The organism is Pseudomonas sp. St386 (assembly GCF_018325865.1).
In the GTDB taxonomy this organism is placed as follows: domain Bacteria; phylum Pseudomonadota; class Gammaproteobacteria; order Pseudomonadales; family Pseudomonadaceae; genus Aquipseudomonas; species Aquipseudomonas brassicacearum.
On sequence record NZ_AP021900.1, the window covers coordinates 865070 to 889842 of the forward strand.

Here is a 24773-nt window from a genome sequence, read left to right on the forward strand (position 1 = left end):
TGCATTTCAACTGTGGGAGCGAGCTGGCTCGCGATGGCGTCGGCCGCATCAGCGAGTTCACAGCCTCTTGCCGCAAGAGAGGCAGTCTCAGTATATGACAGATTTTAAAGCCGAGGCCTCGGGTGCAGGATACCCCCATGGACACACTCATCGCTTTCTATCAAAACCTCGGCCTGGCCCTTTCCCTGCTGGTTATCGGCACCTTCCTGCTGGCCGGCACCATCAAGGGTGTGATCGGCCTCGGCCTGCCGACCATCTCCATGGGCTTGCTTGGGTTGGCTATGGCTCCGGCGCAGGCTGCGGCGCTGCTCATCATCCCAGCGACCCTGACCAATCTCTGGCAACTGGCTTTCGGCGGCCATCTGCAAGCCCTTCTCCGGCGTCTGTGGCCGCTGTTGCTGGCGATTTTCATTGGCACCGGGCTCGGTACGCTGTGGCTCGGCATGACGGGCGGGGCCTGGGTGGTGCGGGCTTTGGGCGCGGCGCTGGTGCTGTATGCGTTGAGCGGGCTGTTGCTGCCAACGCTGCGGGTCGGCGCCCATGTCGAGCCGTGGATCGCTCCGCTCTGCGGGTTGCTCACCGGCCTCATCACATCCGCCACTGGCGTATTCGTCATTCCGGCGGTGCCCTATCTGCAAGCGCTGGGCCTGAGCAAGGACGAACTGGTACAGGCCTTGGGCCTGTCATTCACCGTTTCTACCCTGGCCCTGGCCGCCGGCCTGTTGTGGCGCGGCGCACTGGGTGGGGGCGAATTGAGCGCTTCGCTGCTGGCGCTGGCACCGGCGCTGCTGGGGATGTGGCTGGGGCAATGGTTGCGCCAGCGGATCAGCGCCGTGTTGTTCAAGCGGGTGTTTTTTGTCGGCCTCGGCGTGCTCGGCGGCCATTTGCTGATCAGCGGCTAGCCGAGGACGGGCTGAGCATGTCGACGCGGCGGATTTCGAAGTCGCGCTCCAGATAATCCATGCGTTGTTCGAAGAACTGCTGCATGTGCGGCAGGTTCGAGTGCACCTCCAGGTGCGCCTGGGATGCCCAGATCTCATAGAAGATAAACAGCGTCGGATCCTGCTGGTCCCGCAGCATGTGATATTCGACGCAGCCGGGCTCGGCACGGCTTGGCTCGACGTAGGCGCGGAACAACGCTTCGAAGGCTTCGGCTTTTTCCGGACGGGTCTTGGCGTGCAGGATGAAACCGTGCAGTTCGCTCATCGAGGTGGCTCCTGAGATAAAAGAGGTCTCGAAGTCTAAGGCAATAATCGGCCGTTCATTTGTGCGTATAGGTCAAATCAGTTTTGCCGTCGGGTGGCTTATTCCCCATGAAGCTCATCGTTATTCTGCCGCCATCATTTTCAACCTTTCCATGCGGCGGCCTTTGCCGGCCCATGCCGTGGAACCCGATGAGATTCCCCATGAAAAAAGTCCTGTTGCTCAATGGCGGCAAACAATTCGCTCACTCCGACGGTCGCTACAACGCCACCCTCCACGACACGGCGCTCAGCGTGTTGGACCGTGGTGGTTTTGATGTGAAAACCACTTTCATCGACGGCGGCTACGACATCAAGGAAGAAGTCGCCAAGTTCCTGTGGGCCGACGTGATCATTTACCAGATGCCGGGTTGGTGGATGGGCGCACCCTGGACCGTGAAGAAATACATCGACGAAGTCTTCACCGAAGGCCACGGCAGCCTCTACGCCAGCGACGGCCGGACCCGTTCCGATGCCTCGCAGAAATACGGCAGCGGTGGCCTGGTCCAGGGCAAGCAGTACATGTTGTCGCTGACCTGGAACGCTCCGCAGCAAGCCTTCGACGACCCGACCGACTTCTTCGAGGCCAAGGGCGTGGACGCGGTGTACTTCCCGTTCCACAAGGCCAATCAGTTCCTCGGCATGACCGGCCTGCCGACCTTCCTGTGCGTGGACGTGATGAAGCGCCCGAACATCGAAGAAGATGTGGCGCGGTATGAGCGGCATTTGGTTGAGGTGTTCGGTCTGAAGGTGTGACCTTTCTTTTGCTGCGCATCCCGATACTATCCTGTGGCGGGTGGGTGAACCTGCACTGTGGGAGCAAAGCTTGCTCGCGAAACAGACACCTCGATTCCCGAAAGACCGCGGCGTCTTCATCGCGAGCAAGCTTTGCTCCCACATAGCGAGGATAAATCCCCTCGCCACAAGAGAGATCAGTCGACAGGGGGATACGTGAAAGCCAGATCCGACGAATTGCAGATTTTCGTCTGCGTGATCGAGTGCGGATCCATCTCCGCCGCCGCCGAGCAGGTCGGGCAGACGCCGTCGGCGGTCAGCCGCACGTTGTCGCGGCTGGAGGCCAAGCTCGATACCACGCTGATCAACCGCACCACGCGGCGCATGGACCTGACCGAGGAGGGCAAGTATTTCTTCGAGCAGGCCAAAGGCATCCTCGACCAGATGGATGAGCTGGAAGAGCGCCTGTCATCCCGCCAGAAAAATCCTGCAGGCCGGTTACGGATCAACGCGGCCTCGCCGTTCATGCTGCATGCCATCGTTCCACACATCGACGAGTTCCGCAGGCGTTACCCGGACATCCAGCTCGAACTCAACAGCAACGACCTGATCATCGACCTGCTGGAGCAAAGCACCGACATCGCCATCCGCATCGGCACCCTCACCGACTCGACGCTCCACGCTCGCTCCCTGGGTTGCAGCCCGTTGCACATCCTGGCCAGCCCCGCTTATCTGAAGCAGCACGGCACGCCGTCAAGCGTCGCCGAGCTGGCAGGCCATGCGCTGCTGGGGTTTGCCCAGAACGAGGGACTCAACCAGTGGCCGCTGCGCCACGTACACGGTGATCGTTGGCTGATCCAGCCAGCCATCAGCGCGTCCAGTGGCGAGACCGTGCGCCACTTGGCGCTGCAGGGGCAGGGCATTGCCTGCCTGTCGGACTTCATGACCCGCGAAGACATCCGTGCCGGTAGGCTGAAGGTGCTGCTGGCCGATGCCAACAGTGGATATCGCCAGCCGATCAATGCCGTGTACTACCGCAACTCGCAACTGGCCTTGCGGATCCAGTGCTTCCTGGACTTCATCCAGGACAAGCTCGCCGGCTATGCCTCGCGGGAGTTCAAGGACTGATTCGTGACTTCAAGGCAAGAGTGATTTGGGCAATGTGGCCTGTTTCGTCAGGGATGGGGCCTCGATACTTGCGCCATCACTGATCTGGCCAAGGAGTTTGTCCATGAACGTATTTGTCACCGGCGCTGCCGGTTTTATCGGCGGTTCCATCGCCACCGGCCTGGTACGCGCCGGGCATCGAGTCATCGGTCTGGTGCGCAGCGCCGAACAGGCGAACGAACTGACGGCGCTGGGCATCGAGCCGGTTATCGGCACCCTCGAAGACAGCACGCTGCTGACCGAGCAGGCCCGTGCCGCCGATGCGGTGATCAATGCCGCCAGCAGCGACCACCGCGGTGCGGTCCAAGCGTTGATCGAAGGGCTCAAGGGCTCGAACAAAGTGCTGCTGCACACCAGCGGTTCGAGCATCGTCGGCGATGCTTCGGGCGGTCGTTCCAGCGATGCGATCTACTACGAAAATGAGCTGCCGGCGCCCACCGCCGACAAGGCTGCCCGTGTCGCCATTGACAACCTGGTCCTGGATGCGGCGAAGCAAGGCGTGAACTCGGCGGTGATCTGCAACACCTTGATCTATGGCCACAGCCTGGGCGTCAAGCGTGACAGCGTGCAACTGCCGCGCCTGCTCAAGCAGGCCGGTAAAAGTGGCGTGGTGCGGCATGTCGGGCCGGGACAGAACATCTGGTCCAATGTGCACATCGAGGACGTGGTCGAGTTGTACAAACTGGCCCTGACCCGCAACCAGCCGGGCACCTTCTACTTCGTCGAAAGCGGCGAAGCCTCGTTCATCGACATGACCACCGCCATTGCCCGGGCGTTGAACCTTGGCGAACCGCAGGACTGGTCATTGGCCGATGCCGAAGCGGAGTGGGGTTACGAAATGGCCAACTATGGCCTGGGTTCCAACAGCCGTGTACGAGGCAAGAACGCCCGTGAGCTGCTGGGTTGGACGCCGAAGCGGACCTCGGTGCTAGAGTGGATTCTTGATGAGATGGTGTGAGATCCATCAGTAGAACATAGGACCTGTGGGAGCGGGCTTTGCTCCCACCAAGCCCGCTCCCACAGGGTTTGTGTTGGCATGTCGTCAGTCGTGGTGCACGCCCGCGCGCTTGAGCATTTGCTTGCAGCGCTCGGACAGGTGGAACACACGCAGGTGCTTGCCGGCTTTGCTGTAGCGTTCGCGCAGGGTCTTGAGTGCGGCGACGGCCGAGTAGTCGACGAAGCTCAAATGCCGGCAGTCCAGGGTGACCTGGGCCGGATCGTTGGCCGGGTCGAACTGGTTGAGGAACGGCGTCGTCGAGGCGAAGAACAGCGTGCCGTGCAGGCGATAGAGTTTGCTGCCGTCGGCTTCCTGGTGCGTGTCGGCGTACAGCTCCCGGGCCTGTTGCCAGGCGAAGTTGAGCGCCGCGATGACGATGCCGCAGAGCACGGCCACGGCCAGGTCGGTGAACACCGTAATGACGGTCACCGCGATGATCACCAACACATCATTCTTCGGCACCTTGTTGATCACCCGCAGCGAGGCCCAGGCGAAGGTCTGCTGTGCAACCACGAACATCACGCCCACCAGCGCAGCCAGCGGGATGCGCTCGATCAGCGGCGACAGGAACAACACGAACAGCAACACCATCACCCCGGCCACCACGCCCGATAAGCGTCCGCGCCCACCCGAGCTGAGGTTGATCACCGTCTGGCCGATCATGGCGCAACCGCCCATGCCGCCGAACAGCCCGGAGGCGATATTGGCTGCGCCCAGCGCCACGCATTCACGGTCCGGATAACCGCGGCTCTGGGTGATTTCATCCGTCAGGTTCAGGGTCAGCAGGGTTTCCAGCAAACCGACCATCGCCATGATCACCGCGTAGGGCACGACGATCTGCAGGGTCTCCAGGTTCCAGGGAAGATCGGGCCAGGCGAAAGCGGGCAAGCCGCCGGCGATATGGGCCATGTCGCCCAGCGTTCGGGTGGACAGGCCGAGCAGGTAGACCGCCAGGCCGACACCGAGGATCGCCACCAGGGCCGGCGGCACGCTGCGGGTCAGGCGTGGCAGCAGGTAGACGATGGCCATGGTCAGTGCCACCAGGCCGGCCATCAGATACAGCGGATCGCCGCTGAGCCAGGTTTCACCCTGCTTGAAATGCTCCAGTTGGGCCAGCGCAATGACAATCGCCAGGCCGTTGACGAAGCCGAGCATCACCGGGTGCGGGACCATGCGCACCAGCTTGCCCAACCGCAACAGCCCGAAGGCCATCATGATCAGCCCGCCCAGCAGCACGGTGGCCAACAGGTATTGCACGCCGTGCTGCACCACCAGCGCGATGATGACCACGGCCATCGACCCCGCCGCCCCCGACACCATGCCTGGTCGACCGCCGAACAACGCGGTCAGCGTGCAGATGATGAACGCGCCGTAGAGCCCCATCAGCGGGTTGAGGTGGGCCACCAGGGCGAAGGCGATGCATTCGGGGAGCAAGGCGAAAGAAGTGGTGAGGCCGGCGAGGGCGTCGGCGCGAAGACGTGCTGATTTCATGATTTACCTGACTGGGCGCCGGTGGAGAGTCGGCTGCCGGGGAGTGGTGCAAAAAACAGGTGCGGATGGTACGGAATTGAGTGCGGGGCGGCCAGCCGTTGGTCGGTTGTGTTGATCGTTCCCACGCGGGAGCGTGGGAGCGATCAACAAGTCAGGGCGATGAAAGTCTTGCGCTGAATTTTCATCAACGCCGTGTCGCGATGTCCGTCAGCGACAAATTTTATCTGTGTGCGAAAATTACTTTCAGTGGGTTTGAAGATTATTCGTCGAAATGATTTATGAGTTTCACAACACATCGACGTGACCCCATTCGAGGAGTAACGCATGGCCCCTGCTTTCGGTTATTGGCTACTGGTCTACGCGGCCATCGCGATCATTGCGCTGATCGTGCTGATCGCCCGTTATCGGCTCAATCCGTTCATTGTGATTACCCTGGTGTCCATTGGCCTGGCGCTGCTGGCCGGGATGCCGCCGTCGGGTGTGGTGGGGGCGTACGAGGCGGGTGTCGGCAAGACGCTGGGGCACATCGCGCTGGTGGTGGCCTTGGGCACGATGCTCGGCAAAATGATGGCCGAATCTGGCGGCGCCGAGCGGATGGCGCAGACGCTGATCGAACGCTTCGGCGAGCGCAACGCCCACTGGGCAATGGTGTGCATCGCCTTCCTGGTCGGGCTGCCGTTGTTCTTCGAAGTCGGTTTTGTGCTGCTGGTGCCCATCGCCTTCACCATCGCCCGGCGTGTGGGCGTGTCGATCCTGATGGTGGGGCTGCCGATGGTCGCCGGGCTGTCGGTGGTGCATGCGCTGGTGCCGCCGCATCCGGCGGCGATGCTGGCGGTGCAGGCGTTCCAGGCTTCGGTGGGGCAAACCTTGTTGTACGCGATCCTGATCGGCATTCCCACGGCGATCATCGCCGGCCCGCTGTACGCCAAATTCATCGTGCCGCGCATCCAGCTGCCGGCTGAAAACCCGTTGGAGCGACAATTCCTCGACCGTGAGCCGCGCGCAAACCTGCCGGGTTTCGGCGTGACCTTGGGGACGATTCTGCTGCCGGTGATCCTGATGCTGATCGGCGGCTGGGCAAACCTGATTTCCACGCCGGGCAGCGGTTTCAATCAATTCCTGCTGTTCATCGGCAACTCGGTGATTGCCCTGCTGCTGGCGACCATCCTCAGCTTCTGGACCCTTGGCCTGGCCCAGGGCTTCAACCGTGAGTCGATCCTCAAGTTCACCAACGAATGCCTGGCACCGACCGCCAGCATCACTTTGCTGGTGGGCGCTGGCGGCGGTTTGAACCGGATCCTGGTGGACGCCGGGGTCACGCAACAGATCGTCGGTCTGGCCCAGGAGTTCCAGCTGTCACCGCTGGTCATGGGCTGGCTGTTTGCCGCACTGATGCGCGTCGCCACGGGGTCGGCCACCGTGGCAATGACCACGGCATCCGGCATCGTCGCGCCTGTGGCGATTGGCCTGGGTTATCCCCACCCCGAACTGTTGGTGCTGGCGACCGGCGCCGGGTCGGTTATCTTTTCCCACGTCAACGACGGCGGCTTCTGGCTGATCAAGGAATACTTCAATATGACCGTCGCGCAAACCTTCAAGACCTGGACCGTGCTCGAAACGCTGATCTCCGTGGTCGCGTTCGCCTTGACCCTCGGGCTTTCACGCTTGCTTTGAGCGCAACGCCACCCAACAGGAGCCGCCATGGACATCCTCTACCAGATCCGCTCCCGCCAGGATTCCTTCAGCGCCGGCGAAGGCAGAATCGCCCGGCTGATGCTCGACGACGTAGGCTTTGCCGCCTCTGCCAGCCTCGAGGAACTGGCCCAACGGGCGGAAGTCAGCAGCGCTACGCTGTCGCGCTTCGCCCGCACCGTCGGGTGCCGCGACCTGCGGGACTTGCGCCTGCAACTGGCCCAGGCCAGCGGTGTCGGCAGCCGTTTCCTCGACCCGGCTGGCGCGCCTGAGCAATCGGCGTTTTATGGACAGATCGTTGGCGATATCGAGGCGACCCTGCGCCAGCATTTGTCGGCGTTCGAAGAGTCGCGGTTCGGCGATGCGGTGCGGATGATCGGCAAGGCGCGGATGATCCATGCGTTCGGCCTCGGTGGCTGGTCGGCGCTGTGCGGTGAGGAGTTGCAAGTACGGCTGGTGCGTTTTGGCTACCCGATTGCCGCCTGCCGCGACCCGGTGATGATGCGCATCACCGCCACCTCGTTGAGCGACCAACATCTGCTCATCGCCTGTTCACTGACCGGTATCACGCCGGAGCTGTTGGGTGCGGTGGAACTGGCCCGCAGCTACGGCGCGGCGATCCTGGCCATCACCCGCGCCGACTCGCCACTGGCCCAATTGGCCGACTGCGTGCTGCCCCTGCAAGGCGCCGAAACTTCGTTCATCTATAAACCCACGGCGGCACGCTACGGCATGCTGCTGGCCATCGACGTGCTCGCCACCGAGCTGGCGCTGGCCCACCCCGAAGACAATCAAGAGCGCCTGCGGCGGGTCAAACTCGCCCTGGACGATTACCGCGGCGGCGACGATCACTTGCCGCTGGGAGACTGACATGCTGTACGACACGCTTATCCGCAATGCGCTGGTCATCGATGGCAGCGACACGCCTGGCTACCGCGCCGACGTCGCCATTCGCGCCGGTCGCATCGAACGCATCGGCGACTTGCGCGATGCCCGCGCGGTTGAAGACATCGACGCCGCCGGCCGCGTGCTCGCGCCAGGCTTCATCGATGTGCATACCCACGACGACACGGTGGTCATTCGCCAACCGCAGATGCTGCCCAAGCTCAGCCAGGGCGTGACCACCGTCATCGTCGGCAACTGCGGCATCAGCGCTTCGCCGGTGAGCCTGCGGGGCGATCCACCGGACCCGATGAACCTGCTCGGCACGGCCCAGGCGTTCGCCTACCCGCGCTTTACGGATTATCGCGCAGCCGTAGAGGCCGCCACACCGGCGGTCAACGTGGCTGCGTTGGTCGGGCACACGGCGTTGCGCAGCAATCACATGGACGATTTGTTGCGCACGGCCTCGGTGGGAGAAATCGCCGCCATGCGTCGGCAATTGCGCGAAAGCCTGGAGGCCGGTGCGCTGGGTTTGTCCACCGGACTGGCCTACGCCAATGCGTTTTCGGCGTCCACCGACGAAGTCATGCAACTGACCGAAGAGTTGGCCGCGTTCGGTGCGGTCTACACCACCCACCTGCGCAGCGAATTCGAACCGGTGCTCGAAGCCATGGACGAGGCCTTCCAGATTGGCCGGCACGCCCAAAGCCCGGTGATCATTTCCCACCTCAAATGCGCGGGCGCCGGTAATTGGGGACGAAGCCCGCAGGTGCTCGCGGCGTTGGAAACCGCAGCGAAATCCCACCCGGTCGGCTGTGATTGCTACCCCTATGCGGCCAGCTCCTCGACCCTGGATCTCAAACAGGTGACCGATGCCCATCGCATCACCATCACCTGGTCGACAGCGCATCCGCACATGGGCGGTCGCGACCTGGCCGACATCGCCAACGAATGGAACTTGTCGCTGCTGGAGGCGGCCCGGCGCCTGCAACCGGCCGGCGCGGTGTACTACGGCATGGACGAGGGCGACGTACGACGGATCCTCGCCCATCCGTTGTCCATGGTCGGCTCCGACGGTTTGCCCGAAGACCCGTTTCCCCATCCACGCTTGTGGGGCGCTTTCCCACGGGTACTGGGACATTTCAGTCGTGACGTCGGGCTTTTTCCGTTGCACACCGCCGTGCACAAAATGACCGGCCTTTCTGCGGCGCGTTTTGGCTTGAAGCACCGGGGTGAAATTCGTGAAGGGCATTGGGCGGACCTGGTGTTGTTCAATCCCCAAACCATTCGCGACGTGGCTGATTTCAACGAACCCCAACGGGCTGCCGACGGTATTGATGGCGTGTGGGTCAATGGTGTCTTGAGCTATCGCGAAGGGCAGGCAAACGGGCGACGGGAAGGTCGATTCCTGGCGCGCGAAGGCGATCTGCGCCAGGGATTCAGTCCATCGGGCAGCGTTAGATGGCGTGTAAGCGGCTGAAATAACGTTAATTGGCGCCACAATAATGGCACTGCGACACTCAAGAAGCCGGGCTCAAGGCCGAAGCATTGGGATCAACCCATCTACACTGGGTCTTTTCAGCCAGGGAGCAACCCATGAGCTTCGGTAAAACCACCCCAATCCTGCGGATCTTCGATGAAGCCAAGGCGTTGGCGTTCTATGTCGACTTCCTGGGCTTTACCGTCGATTGGCAACATCGCTTCGGTGACGACTTCCCGCTGTACCTGCAAGTCTCCCGCGGCGACTGCGTGCTGCACCTGTCCGAGCACCATGGCGATTGCACACCGGGCTCGGCGTTGCGGATCGAGACCGATGAATTGGAAGCGTTCCAGCAGCAATTGCTGGCCAAGCAATACCGCTACGCCCACCCCCAGATCCAGGCCATGCCCTGGGGTAGCCAGGACATGGCGATCAGTGACCCGTTCGGGAATCGGTTGGTGTTTACCAATGCGATTAATGTCTAGAGCCAGATACCCATGTTCTTTCCGGGCCGTGCTCCAGGTTCAGGGCATGGCTTGTTTCAACGTCTCGGCTCATTATTTGATTTCCGATACATGAAAGTTGTACACCCCATAGTTCCTGGGGTTGCGGCCGGTCGAGATGCGGACGTTTTCGGGAATGATGCCGCTGCAGTTGAAGCAGGCAATAAATGGCTCCGGCTGGGTCAGCTGCCCCGTCAGCTTTTCGGTGAACAGCGTCGTATCCGAAAGCACCCGTTCAGCTTGGCCCGGATACAGCGCAACAACTGAGTTCAACACGCCAACTTCGCCATGGGCTCCCGGTCCTCCGGCTCGTATGGGAATGATTGCGTTGCAGGCATCGATATGCTTTTCGATGAGCTCGCGGGTCGGACCTTGGAGTTCATACAGGTTGTCGATTGTCCTGCTCAGCGTTGGGTCGAGCTTCAGCGCTTCAGGGTCGACTTGAAATTGATGGTTTGGGTCTTTTTTCCGGTCGCGGTAATTGTCGGCCAAGTGTTCGATGTAATCAGGCGTATTGCTGATCTTGTAGCTGCCGAAGTTCAAGTAGAACTTCTCGCTGGTGGCGGAGCCGTCGTAATCCTGGTCTACCCCGCGATATCCCGTTGGGCCGGATCTGGGCGCTGGCAGGTTGTAATGCTCGTTGAGGACCATATCGTTATCGCCCGTGCGGTCCTGAATAACGCCATAGGCGTGAACGACCAGTTCCTTGCGCTTTGTCTTGCTGAAGCTGGGGTTGCTATCGAAACCCTCTCCGTGCATTTGCGCAGATTGTTTCGTACGCTTTGTCGGCGGGGGCAACATCATTTTTTTCGAGCGTTCGTGACCATCACGCTGGGTCCATTCGAATGGGTCAATGTCCCGCCCTTGAGCGTCAACGAGCACCAGCCCTTGATGGTCGACGAATCGCAGCGGGTTATTCCCGACCATGCAATACAGGTTCAACCCGTCCACCGCTCCCGCCGGATCCGGGCTGATCCAGCGTTGCAGCCAGGGTGCGTAATACCGGTGTCCGTAGTAATACAAGCCGCTGGCATCGCGCTCCTTGCCGCAATAGCGAAGGGTCCGATAATCGGCTTCCACGGCCGAGCGGGAGGCTATCCAGGCAGTCCCTCCAAAGGGCAGGTAGCTTTCCTGGCTGATCAGAGCGGCCTGGTCGTCGAGTTCCAGTGAGCTGGAGCCCAGATGATCGTCCAGGCTGTAGCGCATCTGATTGGCGGCAATGCCAGAGGGGCGGCCTTCAGTCCAATGCAAGTAACGCACGTTGCAACGGCCGGCTTGCAGGGTGATGACTTCCAGGCGCTCGCCATGACGGGTGCGAATCTCGAGGCCCGGCAAGTAACGGACTTCTCGAGTCTGCGTCGCTGATGAGGCGTAGGTGGTTTGTATCTTGCGCACCCGCAGGCCGCTGCTGTCGTAGCCATAGCGTTCAATGTCAGGGAGACGGTCTTCGCGCTGGACCAGTAACACGCTGTCGAGTTGATTGCGGCTGTTCCATTGCAACACCCGACCAAGGTCCAGGCTCTGTTGGTTACCGTTGGCATCGAAGTCCATTGCTGTGGCGGGCATCGAGTGGCCTGTGCGCCAGGACAGGAGCCGATTGCTTGTGGCAGCGATGTTCAGTGTCCGGGTGTAGTGGTTGCCTTCGCGAGCATGGCGCAGTTTGGTCAGGTTGCCTCCGGCGTCGTATTCATAGTGCTCGGTAAAGTTGAACAGTTGCCCGGGGTCGACCGGTGTCTTGCTGAGCGCCGCAACGCTCAATCCCGCCGCTTCACGGCCCGTCGCGCGGATCAACTGGTAGAGGCTGTCGTAGGCGAATGTGCTGATGGCTTCGACCCGCTGATTATGGCCGAACCGCGCAGGTTGGACCTTGTCCTCGATTCGCGTCACGTTGCCCACCGCGTCGTAGCTGTAGTGCAGGTCTTGCAAGGTGCGGCCAGAGACCGATGCGCAGAGCGAGGTCAGTCGACCATTGGCTGGATCGAAAACGGCGCGGCTGATGACACCATTGCCGAGGGTCTGGGATTCAACTTGGCCAAGCGCGTTGTAGACGAAATCCTTTGCGATGGTTTTTTCAATGGCCGTGTTGTTTATTTTCAAACTCACGGACATCAGTTGGCCGGCAACATCAAACGCGTAGCGCTGTTGGTGCTGGGTTGCATCGGACTGTTGAATGGGCTGTGCGAGGGCGTCATAGCGCCAACTCGTCCTGTGGCCTTTTCCCTCTTCAAGCAGTGAGTCTCGGTCTTTCTCATCGGCAGGCCAGTCGGGTGGCGTGATGTCAGCCAGCAAGCGCCTGGTCTGGCTCAGCGGCTTGCCGCAAAGCGCATGTTCGTCGATGAGCAAGGTGCCGGCGCTGTCATCGTGACGGATGAGCGCACCGCAGAGGTTGCGCGTCGCCGCCTCTGGCGAACTGTCGCCGTAGCGCAGGCACTCGACTCTGCGCGGGGCTTGTCCTGCTGCTCGCTCCAGGACTGCCGTCGGCCTGAGTTGGTTGTCGTAGGTCGTTCGCCAATGCTGTTCGTTTTGCTCCCAGCGGTGCACGATCTGCCCGGCATCGCCAGGCAGGTTCAGTCGCCAGCCGGCGTCGACACTGTTCACCAGCAGTGCCTTGCCGGACAGACTGTAGACGGTGACCAGATTGGCGTCGGTTGCCGTGGCAAACAGGCGAGGGTCTCGCTGCGCAACCTGTCGTCCGGCCAGGTCATGGTCTCGCTGGGTGATACGCGCCTGGGCGGGCTCATCCATTTGGCATCGATGGTAAGCGACGTGCCGTACCGGCAGGCCTCGGCTGTCGATGGCGTTGACCGTGGGTGTCTTGCGATGGAGGCGTGCGTTCATGCCGCACCTCCTGCGGTCGAGGGATATTCGGTCATGACGTCTTCCAGCGTGTCGTTCTCGTCCTCGTCCACGCTGTACCAGGGGTGGCGGGTAAGTCGTCGCAGATAGCAAAGGCCGTCTCGTTTGGCGAGACGGGTGTGGGTCGCACGCCCCAGCGCGTCGTAGAACTGCTGGTCGTAGTGGCCGAACTGCCGCAAGGACGCATCGTTGATGTAGCGATGCTGATCGGCAAAGTAAGGGCGGTAGATGCGGATCGCCAAGCCCTTGCTGTTGTATTCCACTCGTTCGCTGATGCGCCAGCGGGTGGCTGCGATCTGCTCCTGCGGTTTGCCGTCCTTGAGCGTCAGTTCACCGTTGGCGTCCACGACGTAGGCCATGCCCGACTCCACCCATTGCTTGCTTTGCAAGGTGCGACCAAAGCCGTCGAAGCACGTCACGGTGACGCGGATTTGCTTCTGGTGATCATCGGGGTAACGATCGGCAACCAGCGTGGTGATGTGCATCGGCTCACGTACCGAGGCGTGAAGTTCACCTTTCAGTTTTTCATCGCCGACAGAAAGTACCAAGAGGTTCGACAGTCGGGTTCGAGCCGAAGCGCAGATATGCCCGGTGGGGAGCAGGTCACGGTTTGCCACACAGCGCGCGAGCCAGTCGGCGTCCATCAATGCCGCCTTCGATACGCGACCCATCCAACTGAAGGGGGCGTAATAGGTGGCCGTGGCGGCCTGCTGTAGAGCCTCCCTGCGCGATTGGATGGCTTCTGCCGGGTCTTTGAAGAGCGCTCGGTCGAACTGCTCGAGCGGTTTGAAACCCACACGGGTGGCGTTCTCGTCGCCATAAACGCTGGTGGCCAACACTTGGCCGAACGCGTCCGCGAGGCATTCCTGTACGTTACCGTTGGGGTCGGTAATGCTCACGGGCAAAAGTGAGCGGTAATCGTAGCGGGCCCGAGTGGTACAGCCATCGGGCAGCTGTAACGCGGTGACAAAGCAGTTGTACGTGTCATAGCTGATCTCGGTCACGCCGTGGCTGCTGCTCGGCTGTAACCCCTTGGCGTTATAGAAACCCTCCAGCCCGGCATAGGTCGTGAAGCCACTTTTGACTGACCAGAGGGTTCTCGATGGCGTGCTCGCGGGAAGAAAGTCGGCCATGCGATGGTAGCCACATCGTTCAAGCAGTCTTCCCTTGGGGCGAGAGCTCGGTGGCAATAGTTGAAAGGCTTGCAGGGAGACTTCGTCCAGCTCGGCGGTTTCCAGATGATCGACCAGGGCCTCGAAATGAGCGACGCCGTCCGGCAAGGTTTCTGCGCGGGTGCTGTCTTTGTAGCGTTGTACGCAAAGGCCGGTCAGGACGCCCTGGGTCATCCAGGCCGTTTCCTTGCTGAGCCCGATGAGTTTTTCATACGTCAGGTCTTGTGGGGTCAAGCCTTCGGCCTCGGGTGCCTTGGGTCGTTTCCAGGCGTTGGTGCGTTGACGATAGGGCAGGCCCAGTCGCCATCCTTGAGAGGCTTGCAGATGGATGAACTCGGCGCGGGTTTCGCTCAAGTAGTAGAACTGTTGCGCCGGATCATGAGCGTCTCGCCACCATTGTTGCTGGTCAACATCGCTGAAGGGCGGGGTATCGCTGGCGGTTTTGCGTCGAGCGTAATGGACGTTCACGCTGTGAGTCCGGGCGCCGTAGCGGTCATGCTGCAAGTTGAGGGTGTGCTGGCACTGTGGGTCGTCGCTCAGACCTTCGTACAGGAAACTGATGGCCTCAAGCAGCAAGGGCAGCAGGCGCGCATAACGCCGATCACCTTCGGGCGCTTGTAGCAGACGTACCCGGTAACGGTTTTCCTGGACCGAATACAACTGGCGGCGTTTATCCCTTGCGTAGGTCTCGCAGCGCAGTAAATGGCCACTCAGGGCGCGGCACATTTCAAGGGTGGTCGCTGCGTCTGGCGGATCAATCAGTACGTCGCTATTGCTGCCAGCATCGTATTGGCACAGCAACGCCTTGCCCAGCGCCACGGCTGCCCGGTCAGCGTCGTGATAGCCGGTTCGGGCCATGTCCACCGACTGTCCGGTATGAAACCAGCTTTTTTTCAAGCAGGGTGCGGTGAAGCCTGGTGAGTCAGCATCGTCGGGATGGGCTTCGTTGTCGGTTTGCAGCAGCAAGCCGAAGCCGCGAAATTCCCGTTCGATGCCATCGTAATAACCCTGGCGATAGGAGAATCTCTGGCTCAGGCGATTACCGCTGATCTCATCCATCTGGGTCTGGCGCGACACCAGGTGCAGAGGCAACGGCAGATGACAGGCAAGGGGGGCGCGGGCTTTTACTCTTGCCGCCTTTTCATCCAGCCATTCCTGGGCCGAGCTGCGGTAGGTGATGCTGTGGGCAGCGCCCATATTGTTGTGGGTGCCGGTCAGCAGATACGGTTTTTCACGAACAAAGTCGTAGCGCCAATGTTGCGCCGGGGTCAGGTACGGCACGCTCAGTATCAGGCTGGAGCAGCCGAGCCCTTGCAGGTCGGCGATGTTCACCTGGCATAAGCGGTCGTAGCGCAGGCCTTCCGGCCAGGGCAGCGCAACCGCAGGCGCGAAGCCGTTGCCACAGCGGTTCATGAAGACCAGTGCTTGATCCGCTTGCAGGTAGATCAGGTCGGTGGCACCGGAACCATCCAGGTCCGCAAAACGGATGCGCGAGGCATCGAAGGTCTGGTGGGCAAGGCCCGGAAAGTCCAACACGATGCCTTTGCCGAAACGTCCGCGACCCAGGTTTGGCCAACACTTCACTTCGTTGTGACGAATGCGCACCAGATGCTGTTGGCCGCTGCCGAGCAGATCACTGAACGCCACTAGCTCGGAGGGTGACGCGGTGAGTACCGGCAAGGCATCGTCATCGCCGTCGTGAGGGACTTCTCGGGCCGCGGCGAAGCCTTTTTCGCGCTGATTGGCATACAGGCGAATGCTGCGTGGGCCTATCAAGGCCAGGTCGCCGAGCCCTTCGCCCATCAGGTCGGCCAGTTGCCCTTGTGGATGGAAAAATTCTGCAGGGAACGCGTGAAACACAGCGAAATCCGACCAGCTTCGATCAGCACCGAGGGAAAAAAAACCGTTGAGCCCCGGTTGGGCAACGACCCAGTCCAGCCGACCATCGCCGGTGAGGTCGCCTAGCGTCTGGCGCAGCGGCTTTGCCGTATCGGCGACGGGGATGCCGGGCAGCGCTTGCCACTGGTCGTAAGCCACTTCATCCGTCTTGGTTTTGGCTCGAATGGGTTCGCGGTAATACCAGCCAGTGTCGCTTTGATAGAGCACACCGGGCAGACCTTCACCGTACAGATCCACCAGTTGAAAACCCAGGTCGCCGCTCAAGCCTGGCATGTCTTGGAAACGTTGCCAGGCGGGAGGATCTGGCAAGCGCTTGAACTCGCTGTAGCTGAACTCGAGGGGAGGGCGGTTCTGCGCCATTGCGCGATCGTCGAACGCCTGATCATGGGCTGTGCTCAGGAGGTGATATCCCAACGGCGTCTGGCGGTAATCAAGCAGCAGGCGACGAACGAGGGCGGGGGCGGCGCCCAGTTCCTCGGGAAAATAGTGGAACACCAACACCTGGCGACACAGGCGCTCGGTGCGTAGTTCAAAACCGTAGGCAAAGGTGGAAAAAGCATCGCTACGGGGTTGCCATCGCTGGCCTTCATAGCGCGGTCGCTGGTCGTACCCGGTGCTTCGTTCGCCATAGTCGAACACCAATTCGAAATGCCATTGCACAGCCGTGGGTTGACTCGCTTTCCACAGGTAGAGGTCGGCGTCGGCCTTGAAATTGCCATAGCGCACATGGCTCAAATAGCGTTGGGCCGACGTATCCCCCGTGTATTGATAAAGAATGTGCTCGCCGCGAGCGTTCAGGCTTTCCTCCAGCAGCCATTCACCGACACGGCTTGCTTGCTGGGGATCTGCCCGGCGCGACTGGGGATTCTTGCCGAACAGATGGAGGCTGCCATCGGCACCGTGCACGAGCCAGAAACCTGGTTTGTCGTTGTTCGACGACCAATGTTCAATCCGGTCGAAGCCGCTTTCGACCCTTGGAAAATGGCGCGTCACTGTGTAGGTCGTGCCCAGGGCCAGCGTGTTGTAGCGATCGATGAGGGTTGAACGGATGACGCCGTTTGCGTCGCGTTCGGGCAACCAGACCACACCGCTGGGGCCGATGATTTCGTCATCCTCGGCATAAGCCGGGACGCCCTTGTTGGTGCGTCGTGCCACGCAGGGTAACGACAGTCCCCAGCCGATACCGAACACGCTGTTGCCGACCGAGCTGTCGTAACGCAGAGACAAGGGCGGAGCAAAACCGCGCCCTGGCGAAATCGGCAACGCAATCTCGTAGGACGCGGTGCCGTGGGCGCCGACGTTTCCCCAACCTTTGCCGATGCTCTGGATGGCGCCGCCGCCCTTGGGCAGGGTCGGCGCGGTAACCGGCAATGCGGGTTGCTCGTTCATTGCGCACCCCCGGCGGCCCTGGCCGTATAGCTCACGTGCACGATGACGTCGCTCAGCGATTCCAACAGGTCTTTTTGTGCCTGAGGATTGGGGAAGGTCAGTTGCCACGTGGAGACAGCGCCGGTGTATTCGAACGGCAGGTAGCGTTCATCGTTGAAGTTCAGGGTGAACAAGCCGTTGTCGTCGACACCAGTGGAAAGGGCGATCTGTTGGTTGGCGCGCCGGTCCTCCATGACCTGTCGCGGGTCATCAGGGGCCATGAACACTTTGCTGGAGGTCTGGGTCAGCGTGGCCCGGATGTTTTCATAAGGAGCGACGACGACCGGCAGGGAAACGCTGATGGTTTTGATCCGCCGCAGGTAATGTTTCTGATCCTTGTAATCAGCGTCGAACAGTTCGTGGGGCAGCTCGAACGTGCATTGGCCTTTCTTCAGGTCGGCATGCATGTCCAGCCATGGCTTGTTGATCGTCGAGGTTGGGGTCTGGTCCTTCAATTGACGCAGTGAAATCGTCTTGCGGATCTCCAACTCTCGCTCGCTACAGCGCAGATAGCTGGCCTGCATGTTCAACAGGCTGAGTTTCAATTGCTCGCCTGCTCCTAGCCCTCGATAGGTGGTATTCCATGCGCCGGGTTGGATGAATCGCGTCGCGAACTCGGCAATTTCGTATTGCCAGCAGGTCTCGGCGGCGAGGCACAGGGCGAGCGTTGTGTCGTAGGCCTGGCGGTAGAACTGCGCGAACCGGCTGTTCAGCCATTGATACAGTTGCGTCTTTGTAAAGCGCTTGCTGAGAAAGTCGTAGTGGGACTTGGCTTGGCTCAGGCCGGTTTCAGCCAGGTGTAACTGAAGGCGGGTGGCGGTTTGCTGCTCGTTGAAGTGCGCCAGTTGGGCGTCGATCTGCGCAAGTTCGAGCTGCGCCTGATTGTGTCCCTGTATCCATTCATCCCGGCGGCGATTGAACGACTCCGTGCGGTCGATGTTTTCTGCGGCCATACGGCTGGTAATGGCGGCGCTGTGGGCTGATGCGCTGGCAGAGAGCATCGGACCTTCCCAGCGGCTGCCGCCAAAGGAGAAGCCGGCAATGTTCGGAATCACCATCAAGCCCCCTGCCGCGATCTGGCACGCCGTTGCCACGATCTCGGCCGTGCCACTGGCCAGTTGAAACTGGGTGGCCAGTCTCTCGTTTGGACTGACGTCCTTTTCCAGCAGCATTTTGTAGTGGTCGATTCGGCTTTGGACAATCGCCTGGCTGGCCAGCAGCGCCTGGTGTTGCTGACGGTCGATGTTCAAGGCCTGGCGTTGCAGGTCGACCGAGATTTTCGCCAGGTTCCATGCTTGCTGCTGCTGTAGCTCCTGCAACTGGGCCTGTTCTTTGTGCTCGATCAGCGACAACAGCGAAGCGCCAAATTGGCTGAGGCTTTCCACTGCACTCAACGCCTGGCTGTGCATGATCGAGAACCGATAGTGTGGGATCGATGCACTCGGCAGCCCTCGAACCGTATTGTCCGAAGTATTCAGTACAGGGCTACCGAGCAACGCGCGAGGGCCCAGCGGCACTGTAAATACCGGCAGATGCAGCGGCTTGCCGGCAATGTCGAGGTTGTGCCGCAAGTTGTACAGGCGGCTTTCAGCGATGTCCCAGCACTGGAGCAACTGCGGGTTGAACGGCAGACGCAAGTGCGGGCTGTCGATGGCTGGCCAGGACGCGTGCAGACTGCCCCCGCGAACGGGCAATGAGGGCAGGGAGCGGGCGAGTGATCGTTCAAATGTGCGTAAGTCGTCACTGGTGGTTTCGCCCAGCGTTTGCAGGCTGAGGCTTACCCAATGATCGACCGATTGAACGGTCGGGCGTGGCCCCAACAGATCCAGCACCCGCACGTACCACAGCTTTGCCTCGCTGAGGCCGTCCGGGGTCAGTTGGCGGTAGGCGGCGTCACCTCGATTGATCAGGATGTCCAGGTACAGGAAGTACAGCGCCTTGCGAAAGTGTGCCGGATGACTAAGCGCGATCTGATGAGGGTCGTGGGGCGCCTGGTCGGCATACGAAGGCGTGGTGCTATCGATTAAAGAAACGGCCCTCCAGCAATGTTTCTGGCCGCGACCTGGATCGAAGACACGGCGCAACCAGCGTTCGGCCTCCTCATAGCGCTGTTCGGCGTTCAAGCGCTGGGCGACCAGCCATGGCATGTAGAGGAACAGTTCGGTGAAGTAACGACCGTAAGGGCCGTGGAAGTCCATCCTGTCGTGAGTGCTGTCTGGTATGGCGGGTTCCGGCAGGCGTTGTGTGGTCCAGTCGAACAGCTCATCCAGACTGTTCTCGGTACGGCGGATCAGTTCTGCGGCGAAGGTGGTGTTCAACCTGATCGGTTGGCGGAGTTGGTCTCCGGCATCGCTGGTCTTGATGGCGCTATGGGTGAAATCGATAAATTGGGTGGTGCCTAGTCCGGCCGTCGATGAGGGGGTAATGCCTGGAGCTTGAAAGTGTGCAGGGATGCAGTTCAGCTTGATGGCTTTAAGGGCGGAATAGAGCTTCGTTTCCGGTTCATCGGGGTAGACAAAGGCAACCCCACACAAAAATGTATCGCCGTCTTGGCTGAGATCCTCGCTATGCCAAGTGAACTCGAAAAAATCCCTCAGGTCCGGTGCCGGGTTGGACTGCGCCACCACTGTCAGGTTTTCATACGACAGCGGTTGAGCCGCCGAGGCGGTTGGCTGACGGAAAATCACATATTGAATGTTTCGCGGCTCATCAAGAAAGACTAGTGCCTTACCAAAATTTAGCGCTGCGGAGTTGTTTGCTTGTATTGATAAGTTTTGTACCTGTCCGGAAGTGGTGCTGCCACTATTGCGTCTACTTTCGATAATCAGATGGCGCACTGCCTCTGTAGAAAGTAATTTCCCCTGAAGGTCTGTGTAGGCATGCAGCGTGATACCGCGCGAGTGTTCAGAGTCTCTGAGCACGTCGACCATGTGGTCGAACGATAATATGTGGCTCTGGTTAAGAGGTAACGGAGCGTGGCTGGTTACTTCCAGGTATGAACCTGCATCCAGTTCCACGTAGGGTGTTTCCGGCAGGCTTCGGGCGGGAAACACTAAGTGAATCTGGATTCTTGGGAACTGATCGTGTCTGGTTTCAAGCCTTAAGCGTCTTTTTTCAGGTGGTTCATAGAGGCTGGCGCGATTGTCGATGTCTGCAGTCATGTGTAGCTTGAGCGTGGAGGCGGTATGGTCATGGGTGGATCGGATTCTGATCCACTTCTGGCAACCGTCGAAGTTAGACATGGAATCGCTCATGCTAGTCGGGAGGGAAGCTTCAGCGAGAATGATTTTCGAGCGTGTTTTTGTTTGAATACGTTGCTCGACAGCGCCTGTGAGCACTTTCACGGCGGCCTCGTAGGGGAGAGATTTTTCTGTTGCCGTTTGCTCCGTGGTAGCTGAGTTATTCAACTCAGGGATGAGATTTTTATCGATACAAGCCGTTTTAATGAATCTGAAATTGTTGCCTGCCGAGTAGGGCGTGTCGGTTTTGAGTTCTCGTGCACACAAGGCTATAAACAGTGAGTCATGCGAGCCGTTGTTGTAGTGCACCGCAACAGAGCCTATCAATGCCCGGGTTGCATCAAGGTCCTTTCCGCAAAGCGCTTTGTCGTTGCAGTAACCCTGCAAGCCAACTCGCGGCGTACTCCAGTTTCCATCCTGTTTTTTGAAGCAAAAGCTCAAGCGCAATAGCGGATGACTGGTGCCTGATTGCCCGGCGGAGGTATGAGCGGTGTCAATGGTGAAGGCTCGCGGATCCTGTTGTATGCATTCTGCCCAGGCAACAAACAGACGATTGTTGAACCAGACAGGACGAATCGTGTGTTCGACCGCGCTTTCGGGAATGGGCACATCGGCTTTCTCCCAATCCGACCAGGCATACGGATCCGGCTGATCCCGTTTGGCGGCGATGGCTGGGGCCTCTGGTGGCGTACCGTCCAGTGGACGTTGCGCCATGTCCAGCGAGCGCCAGAAATAAGTATTCTCCGATCGTGATTTGGCAATGAAATAGTAAGTGCTGTTGGCAAAGTCTTCGCCGTCGATGTAGCCGTTGAGAATATTCAGGTTGGCGATTTCTTCGAATCGGGTCAGGTAGGCCATGACCGCCGATTGAACCGCATCGGCCTGGATCCGGCTCTGGTTGAGGTCGTTTTCCAATTGCTGGAAGTTGCCGCTCTTGTTATTCCTCAGGGCCGGGTCCAGGTAACTTGCGGGGAAATACAGCAGCTTTTGATGAGCCGCCCAGATGGGGTACTGATGTATCTCGTTGCGCCACGTCTGCAGGTGCTCGGGCGTGATGCTTGCCTGGTCGTAGCCGGGCTCCATATTCATCAGGATGCGATTGATGTATTGCTGAAGGCTGGCGATGGCGCACGCCACAGGCGTGGTGGGTACATCCTGGCTGACCAGCACGTCCAGTAGCCAATATTCATAGAGGTCCTGGGGGGTCTTGAGCCGCACCGTCCCGGTCGGGTCATTGTCGGGCGCGACCTTGTCCAGGTAGAGCGCCAACTGTGCATCGCGCAGGCTTTCATCCAGCTGCTTTTTCATGGCAACGGTCATATTCAATCCTTGAATAAAAAATGTACGCCTCAATGGCACGCAGCGATCAGCCCTTCACCGACGATTTTCCAGTCCTGTGTCAGGCTGTCGCTATTGAGTGCGGCGGCCTTGAGCAGATGGTTTGCCGACAGGCCTGTGCTCAAGCAACACGCCTGGCAACGCATGACCCAATCCACGGCTTGCATGGTGGTGGCGCGTTTGGGCGTCAGCAGCGCGGTCAGGCAACTCACTTGCTCGGTGCTCCAGCCCAGCAGGTGGGCCAGCAGGCCGTTGACTGTCTCTGCTGAATGTTGCGGTAGGTCTTGGTTGGCGAGTTGCAAGTAATGCAACAGGTTTTCTTCTGACTGCGCCTGATGGCGCGCGCAATGATTGAACCGTTCGAGCAAATACAGCGTTTGAGGTGTAAGCGTTCCTGAACTGTTCGAGGCTAACCACGTGGGATGATGCATTAACACCTGTAGCGTGCTGCTGCTCAGATGCAATTTCTGGCAGGCGTCAGCGGTGCGAAGCACGTGCGCCAGCAATGGCGGTGTTTTGCCGACAGTGGTCATGATGGCCTGGACTATTTCCGTGGCATTCGTGCCGGCCATTTTCATCACGCTGGGAAGATATTCGGCGGACACGTCGGCCTTGTCGTGCAGCAGTGTTTCTACCAGGCGTTGAGGGTCGTTGGTGGATTGTGTGTGCTCCCGAAGTGCGGCCAATCGCTTTTCCAGGTTCTGATCCAACGGCAAGTCATGCCTGGCACTCTCGAACAGGCGACACCACTGCAACACATCGAGATCGTTTTGCTTGAGCCAGTCCAGGGCCCAATCCATCGCCATCAGTACGTCGAGAATGTCAGGGCCGGTGGTGGTCAGCGCTCCGGTCACCAGCGCCCGACAGAACGTATCCCCTCCCAGTAACCGGGCCAGTTCCGTGCACGCCAGCGGCGACAGGCCAAACATCCGGGCGATACGGGCCTGGCGGTAGAGCGAGGAGACTGTAGGCAAATCCTTTTTTAGCGCCAGGTACTTCCCGGTCTGTTTCACCAGCAACAACAACGCGTCTTCCGTGAGGGCGAGTCCCAGGCCCGCGCCGAGATAGCTGAGGGTTTCAAGATCCGCGGGATCGAGGTCCGTCGCTTGTTTCTCCCATGCCGGGCTGTCGAGTAAACGGGTGCGATTGAATACTTGGTCGAACAACGGAACACGTTCTGCGCAAGCGCAGGTCGGCATTTCGTACAACAGCGAGGCAAACTCCTCAGGGGTGATGCCATGGCGCCGCTTCATGTACTGATAGACCCCAAGCGCGCGCAAGGTGTTGGCGCCGAGTGTCATTGCGGTGTTGCCTTCCGAATACAGGCTATTGACGATCAGCGTATCCAGTTCGGCAAAGGCAATACCGGTCCATCGTTGCAGTCGGACCATGCGCTGCATGCGGTCGAAACGTTCGTAGGACTTGTTGCCAAACCCTCGCTGGTTCGTTCTGGTTTCAAGCACCAACGCGGGGGCGGTGTCGGGGCCGTTGATGTAAGCGTCGCCCTGGAAGTTACGCGTCGGGGGCGGGTTATGGGGCGAGATGCAAGGGCTGTATCGGCCATGCGCCAATAGCTGCTCAACCTGTTCCGTCGTCAGCCCGGTGCACTCCTTGAAGAATGTGAAATCACCCAGGCGCTTCACATCTTCAGTGCCATAGGCTTTTTTCAAGGCCTCGAAATCGGAGCCCGAAGCGAGCGGTGCGAGCAAGAGTGCCTGTTGCGCCGGACTGAGCCCTGAAAGCAGTTTTTGCGCTTCGACAGGCGATTGCAAAACGTGTCCATACGTTGAGCCTTGCTGGCAAAACGGCAATTTCAGGCTGATCCGATAATTGACTTCACCCAGGGCGGGTTTACCTGCGCCCAAGCCAAGCAGGCATTGGTGGTGGTGAAGATCATAGGGCAGTGAAAAGGGATAGTGTGCGTCGGCCAAGGCCTGATGGACGGTTGTGCCGTCATCGAGACTGGCCTCGATATGGCTGCGCAACGTGTCGTTGACGATGTTGAGCATCGGGCGTGCAACCAAGGCACTGTGTGGGTCGAGCATCAGCGTGTTGAGGTCCGGTCGACGTTTCTCCAGGGGGATCTTGCGGGCGTGGGTGGAGCTGTTTTCCAACTGCCTGGCAAACAGGTACAGCGCACGCAGGTAGGCCACGGGCGAGTCGATCGCGGCGATGTCACCGTCCTTGCAAAACCGATCCCAGTTTTCCTGGAACAGTGCTTGATAGCTGATCGGCCCGGATGTCGGGTCTGAGTCCAGGCTGCGTCGCACACGGAGCTTGGTGTCGCTGGAGCAGAGTTGATGCTCCAGGTACAAGCGGCTGATCTGCCGGGCGTGGCTCGACGCATTGTCGTAGGCCTGCCCGGCATCTGCATCGCAGTGCTTGGCGAGCGCCTGGGCGAACTGCGTCTTGCCCAGGCGCAGGATGTCGAATACCGACGTCAGTCCCATTCGCTGCAGGGCGGTCTTGAAATCGGTTTTTGCAGCGTCCTCTCCGTCTGGGGAGGCAACGAGCTTGTGCAACAGCGAGTCGTTGCTTACGTCCATGTGTGGTCATCTCCTGTGCGGACGGAATGTGCTTGTTCAAGCGAAAACCGTACAGGAGCGTGCAGAGAAAGGCGGTAGGACCGGGGGCGGGAGATTTGTACGAAAGA

The 24773-nt window shown here is 60.0% G+C and carries 15 protein-coding genes; 8 read left to right on the forward strand and 7 right to left on the reverse strand.

Annotation, left to right across the window (positions count from 1 at the left end; translation table 11 throughout):
* The first annotated feature begins 137 nt into the window (after nt 1-137).
* Complete coding sequence (locus KI235_RS03690) at nt 138-902, forward strand: sulfite exporter TauE/SafE family protein (protein ID WP_003197546.1); 765 nt, start codon at nt 138-140, stop codon at nt 900-902.
* Here KI235_RS03690 and KI235_RS03695 read toward each other — a convergent pair.
* Nucleotides 892-1206: a putative quinol monooxygenase gene (locus tag KI235_RS03695; protein WP_003197548.1), complete on the reverse strand. Its 315-nt coding sequence runs from the start codon at nt 1204-1206 to the stop codon at nt 892-894. The two genes, KI235_RS03690 and KI235_RS03695, sit on opposite strands and share 11 nt — an antisense overlap.
* A gap of 55 nt (nt 1207-1261) precedes the next feature.
* On the reverse strand, nt 1262-1408 hold the full coding sequence (locus tag KI235_RS03700) for a hypothetical protein (RefSeq protein ID WP_155252634.1): 147 nt from the start codon (nt 1406-1408) through the stop codon (nt 1262-1264).
* Between KI235_RS03700 and KI235_RS03705 the strand changes: the two genes are divergently transcribed.
* From KI235_RS03705 to KI235_RS03715, 3 genes are all read left to right on the forward strand, one after another.
* Nucleotides 1407-1997, forward strand: a complete 591-nt coding sequence (locus KI235_RS03705) for an NAD(P)H-dependent oxidoreductase (protein WP_003197550.1) — start codon at nt 1407-1409, stop codon at nt 1995-1997. The genes KI235_RS03700 and KI235_RS03705 overlap by 2 nt on opposite strands.
* Nucleotides 1998-2192: 195 nt before the next feature.
* Entirely contained in the window at nt 2193-3104 is a 912-nt protein-coding gene (locus tag KI235_RS03710; RefSeq protein ID WP_003197551.1) for a LysR family transcriptional regulator, read from the forward strand.
* A 103-nt stretch (nt 3105-3207) separates the two neighbouring features.
* Nucleotides 3208-4101, forward strand: a complete 894-nt coding sequence (locus KI235_RS03715; RefSeq protein WP_053161836.1) for an NAD-dependent epimerase/dehydratase family protein — start codon at nt 3208-3210, stop codon at nt 4099-4101.
* Nucleotides 4102-4185: 84 nt separating this feature from the next.
* Here KI235_RS03715 and KI235_RS03720 read toward each other — a convergent pair whose 3' ends face one another.
* Nucleotides 4186-5631 carry a SulP family inorganic anion transporter gene (locus KI235_RS03720; RefSeq protein ID WP_027912112.1) on the reverse strand — a complete coding sequence of 482 codons (1446 nt, stop codon included), beginning with the start codon at nt 5629-5631 and terminating at the stop codon, nt 4186-4188.
* Between the two features lie 324 nt (nt 5632-5955).
* Between KI235_RS03720 and KI235_RS03725 the strand changes: the two genes are divergently transcribed.
* The 4 genes from KI235_RS03725 to KI235_RS03740 all read left to right on the forward strand — a co-directional run bounded on the left by KI235_RS03725 (nt 5956) and on the right by KI235_RS03740 (nt 10170).
* On the forward strand, nt 5956-7305 hold the full coding sequence (locus tag KI235_RS03725) for a gluconate:H+ symporter (RefSeq protein WP_013692187.1): 1350 nt from the start codon (nt 5956-5958) through the stop codon (nt 7303-7305).
* A gap of 27 nt (nt 7306-7332) precedes the next feature.
* On the forward strand, nt 7333-8193 hold the full coding sequence (locus KI235_RS03730; protein WP_013692188.1) for a MurR/RpiR family transcriptional regulator: 861 nt from the start codon (nt 7333-7335) through the stop codon (nt 8191-8193).
* Nucleotide 8194: 1 nt separating this feature from the next.
* The gene (locus KI235_RS03735) at nt 8195-9685 is read left to right on the forward strand and encodes a D-aminoacylase (protein WP_212795491.1); all 1491 of its coding nucleotides are present in this window, start codon (nt 8195-8197) and stop codon (nt 9683-9685) included.
* 116 nt (nt 9686-9801) lie between these two features.
* Nucleotides 9802-10170: a glyoxalase superfamily protein gene (locus tag KI235_RS03740; RefSeq protein ID WP_003197565.1), complete on the forward strand. Its 369-nt coding sequence runs from the start codon at nt 9802-9804 to the stop codon at nt 10168-10170.
* Nucleotides 10171-10242: 72 nt separating this feature from the next.
* On the opposite strand, the gene KI235_RS03745 is transcribed toward KI235_RS03740, so the two are convergent.
* The 4 genes from KI235_RS03745 to KI235_RS03760 are packed head-to-tail and all read right to left on the reverse strand — an operon-like array spanning nt 10243 to nt 24666.
* A complete protein-coding gene (locus KI235_RS03745) occupies nt 10243-13026 on the reverse strand; it encodes an RHS repeat-associated core domain-containing protein (RefSeq protein WP_069971180.1) in 2784 nt (927 codons plus the stop codon).
* Nucleotides 13023-17504 carry a SpvB/TcaC N-terminal domain-containing protein gene (locus tag KI235_RS03750; RefSeq protein ID WP_212795492.1) on the reverse strand — a complete coding sequence of 1494 codons (4482 nt, stop codon included), beginning with the start codon at nt 17502-17504 and terminating at the stop codon, nt 13023-13025. Before KI235_RS03750 ends, KI235_RS03745 begins: the two co-directional genes overlap by 4 nt.
* On the reverse strand, nt 17501-22102 hold the full coding sequence (locus KI235_RS03755) for a neuraminidase-like domain-containing protein (protein WP_212795493.1): 4602 nt from the start codon (nt 22100-22102) through the stop codon (nt 17501-17503). Before KI235_RS03755 ends, KI235_RS03750 begins: the two co-directional genes overlap by 4 nt.
* A gap of 29 nt (nt 22103-22131) precedes the next feature.
* The gene (locus KI235_RS03760) at nt 22132-24666 is read right to left on the reverse strand and encodes a Tc toxin subunit A (protein WP_212795494.1); all 2535 of its coding nucleotides are present in this window, start codon (nt 24664-24666) and stop codon (nt 22132-22134) included.
* Between the last annotated feature and the right edge of the window lie 107 nt (nt 24667-24773).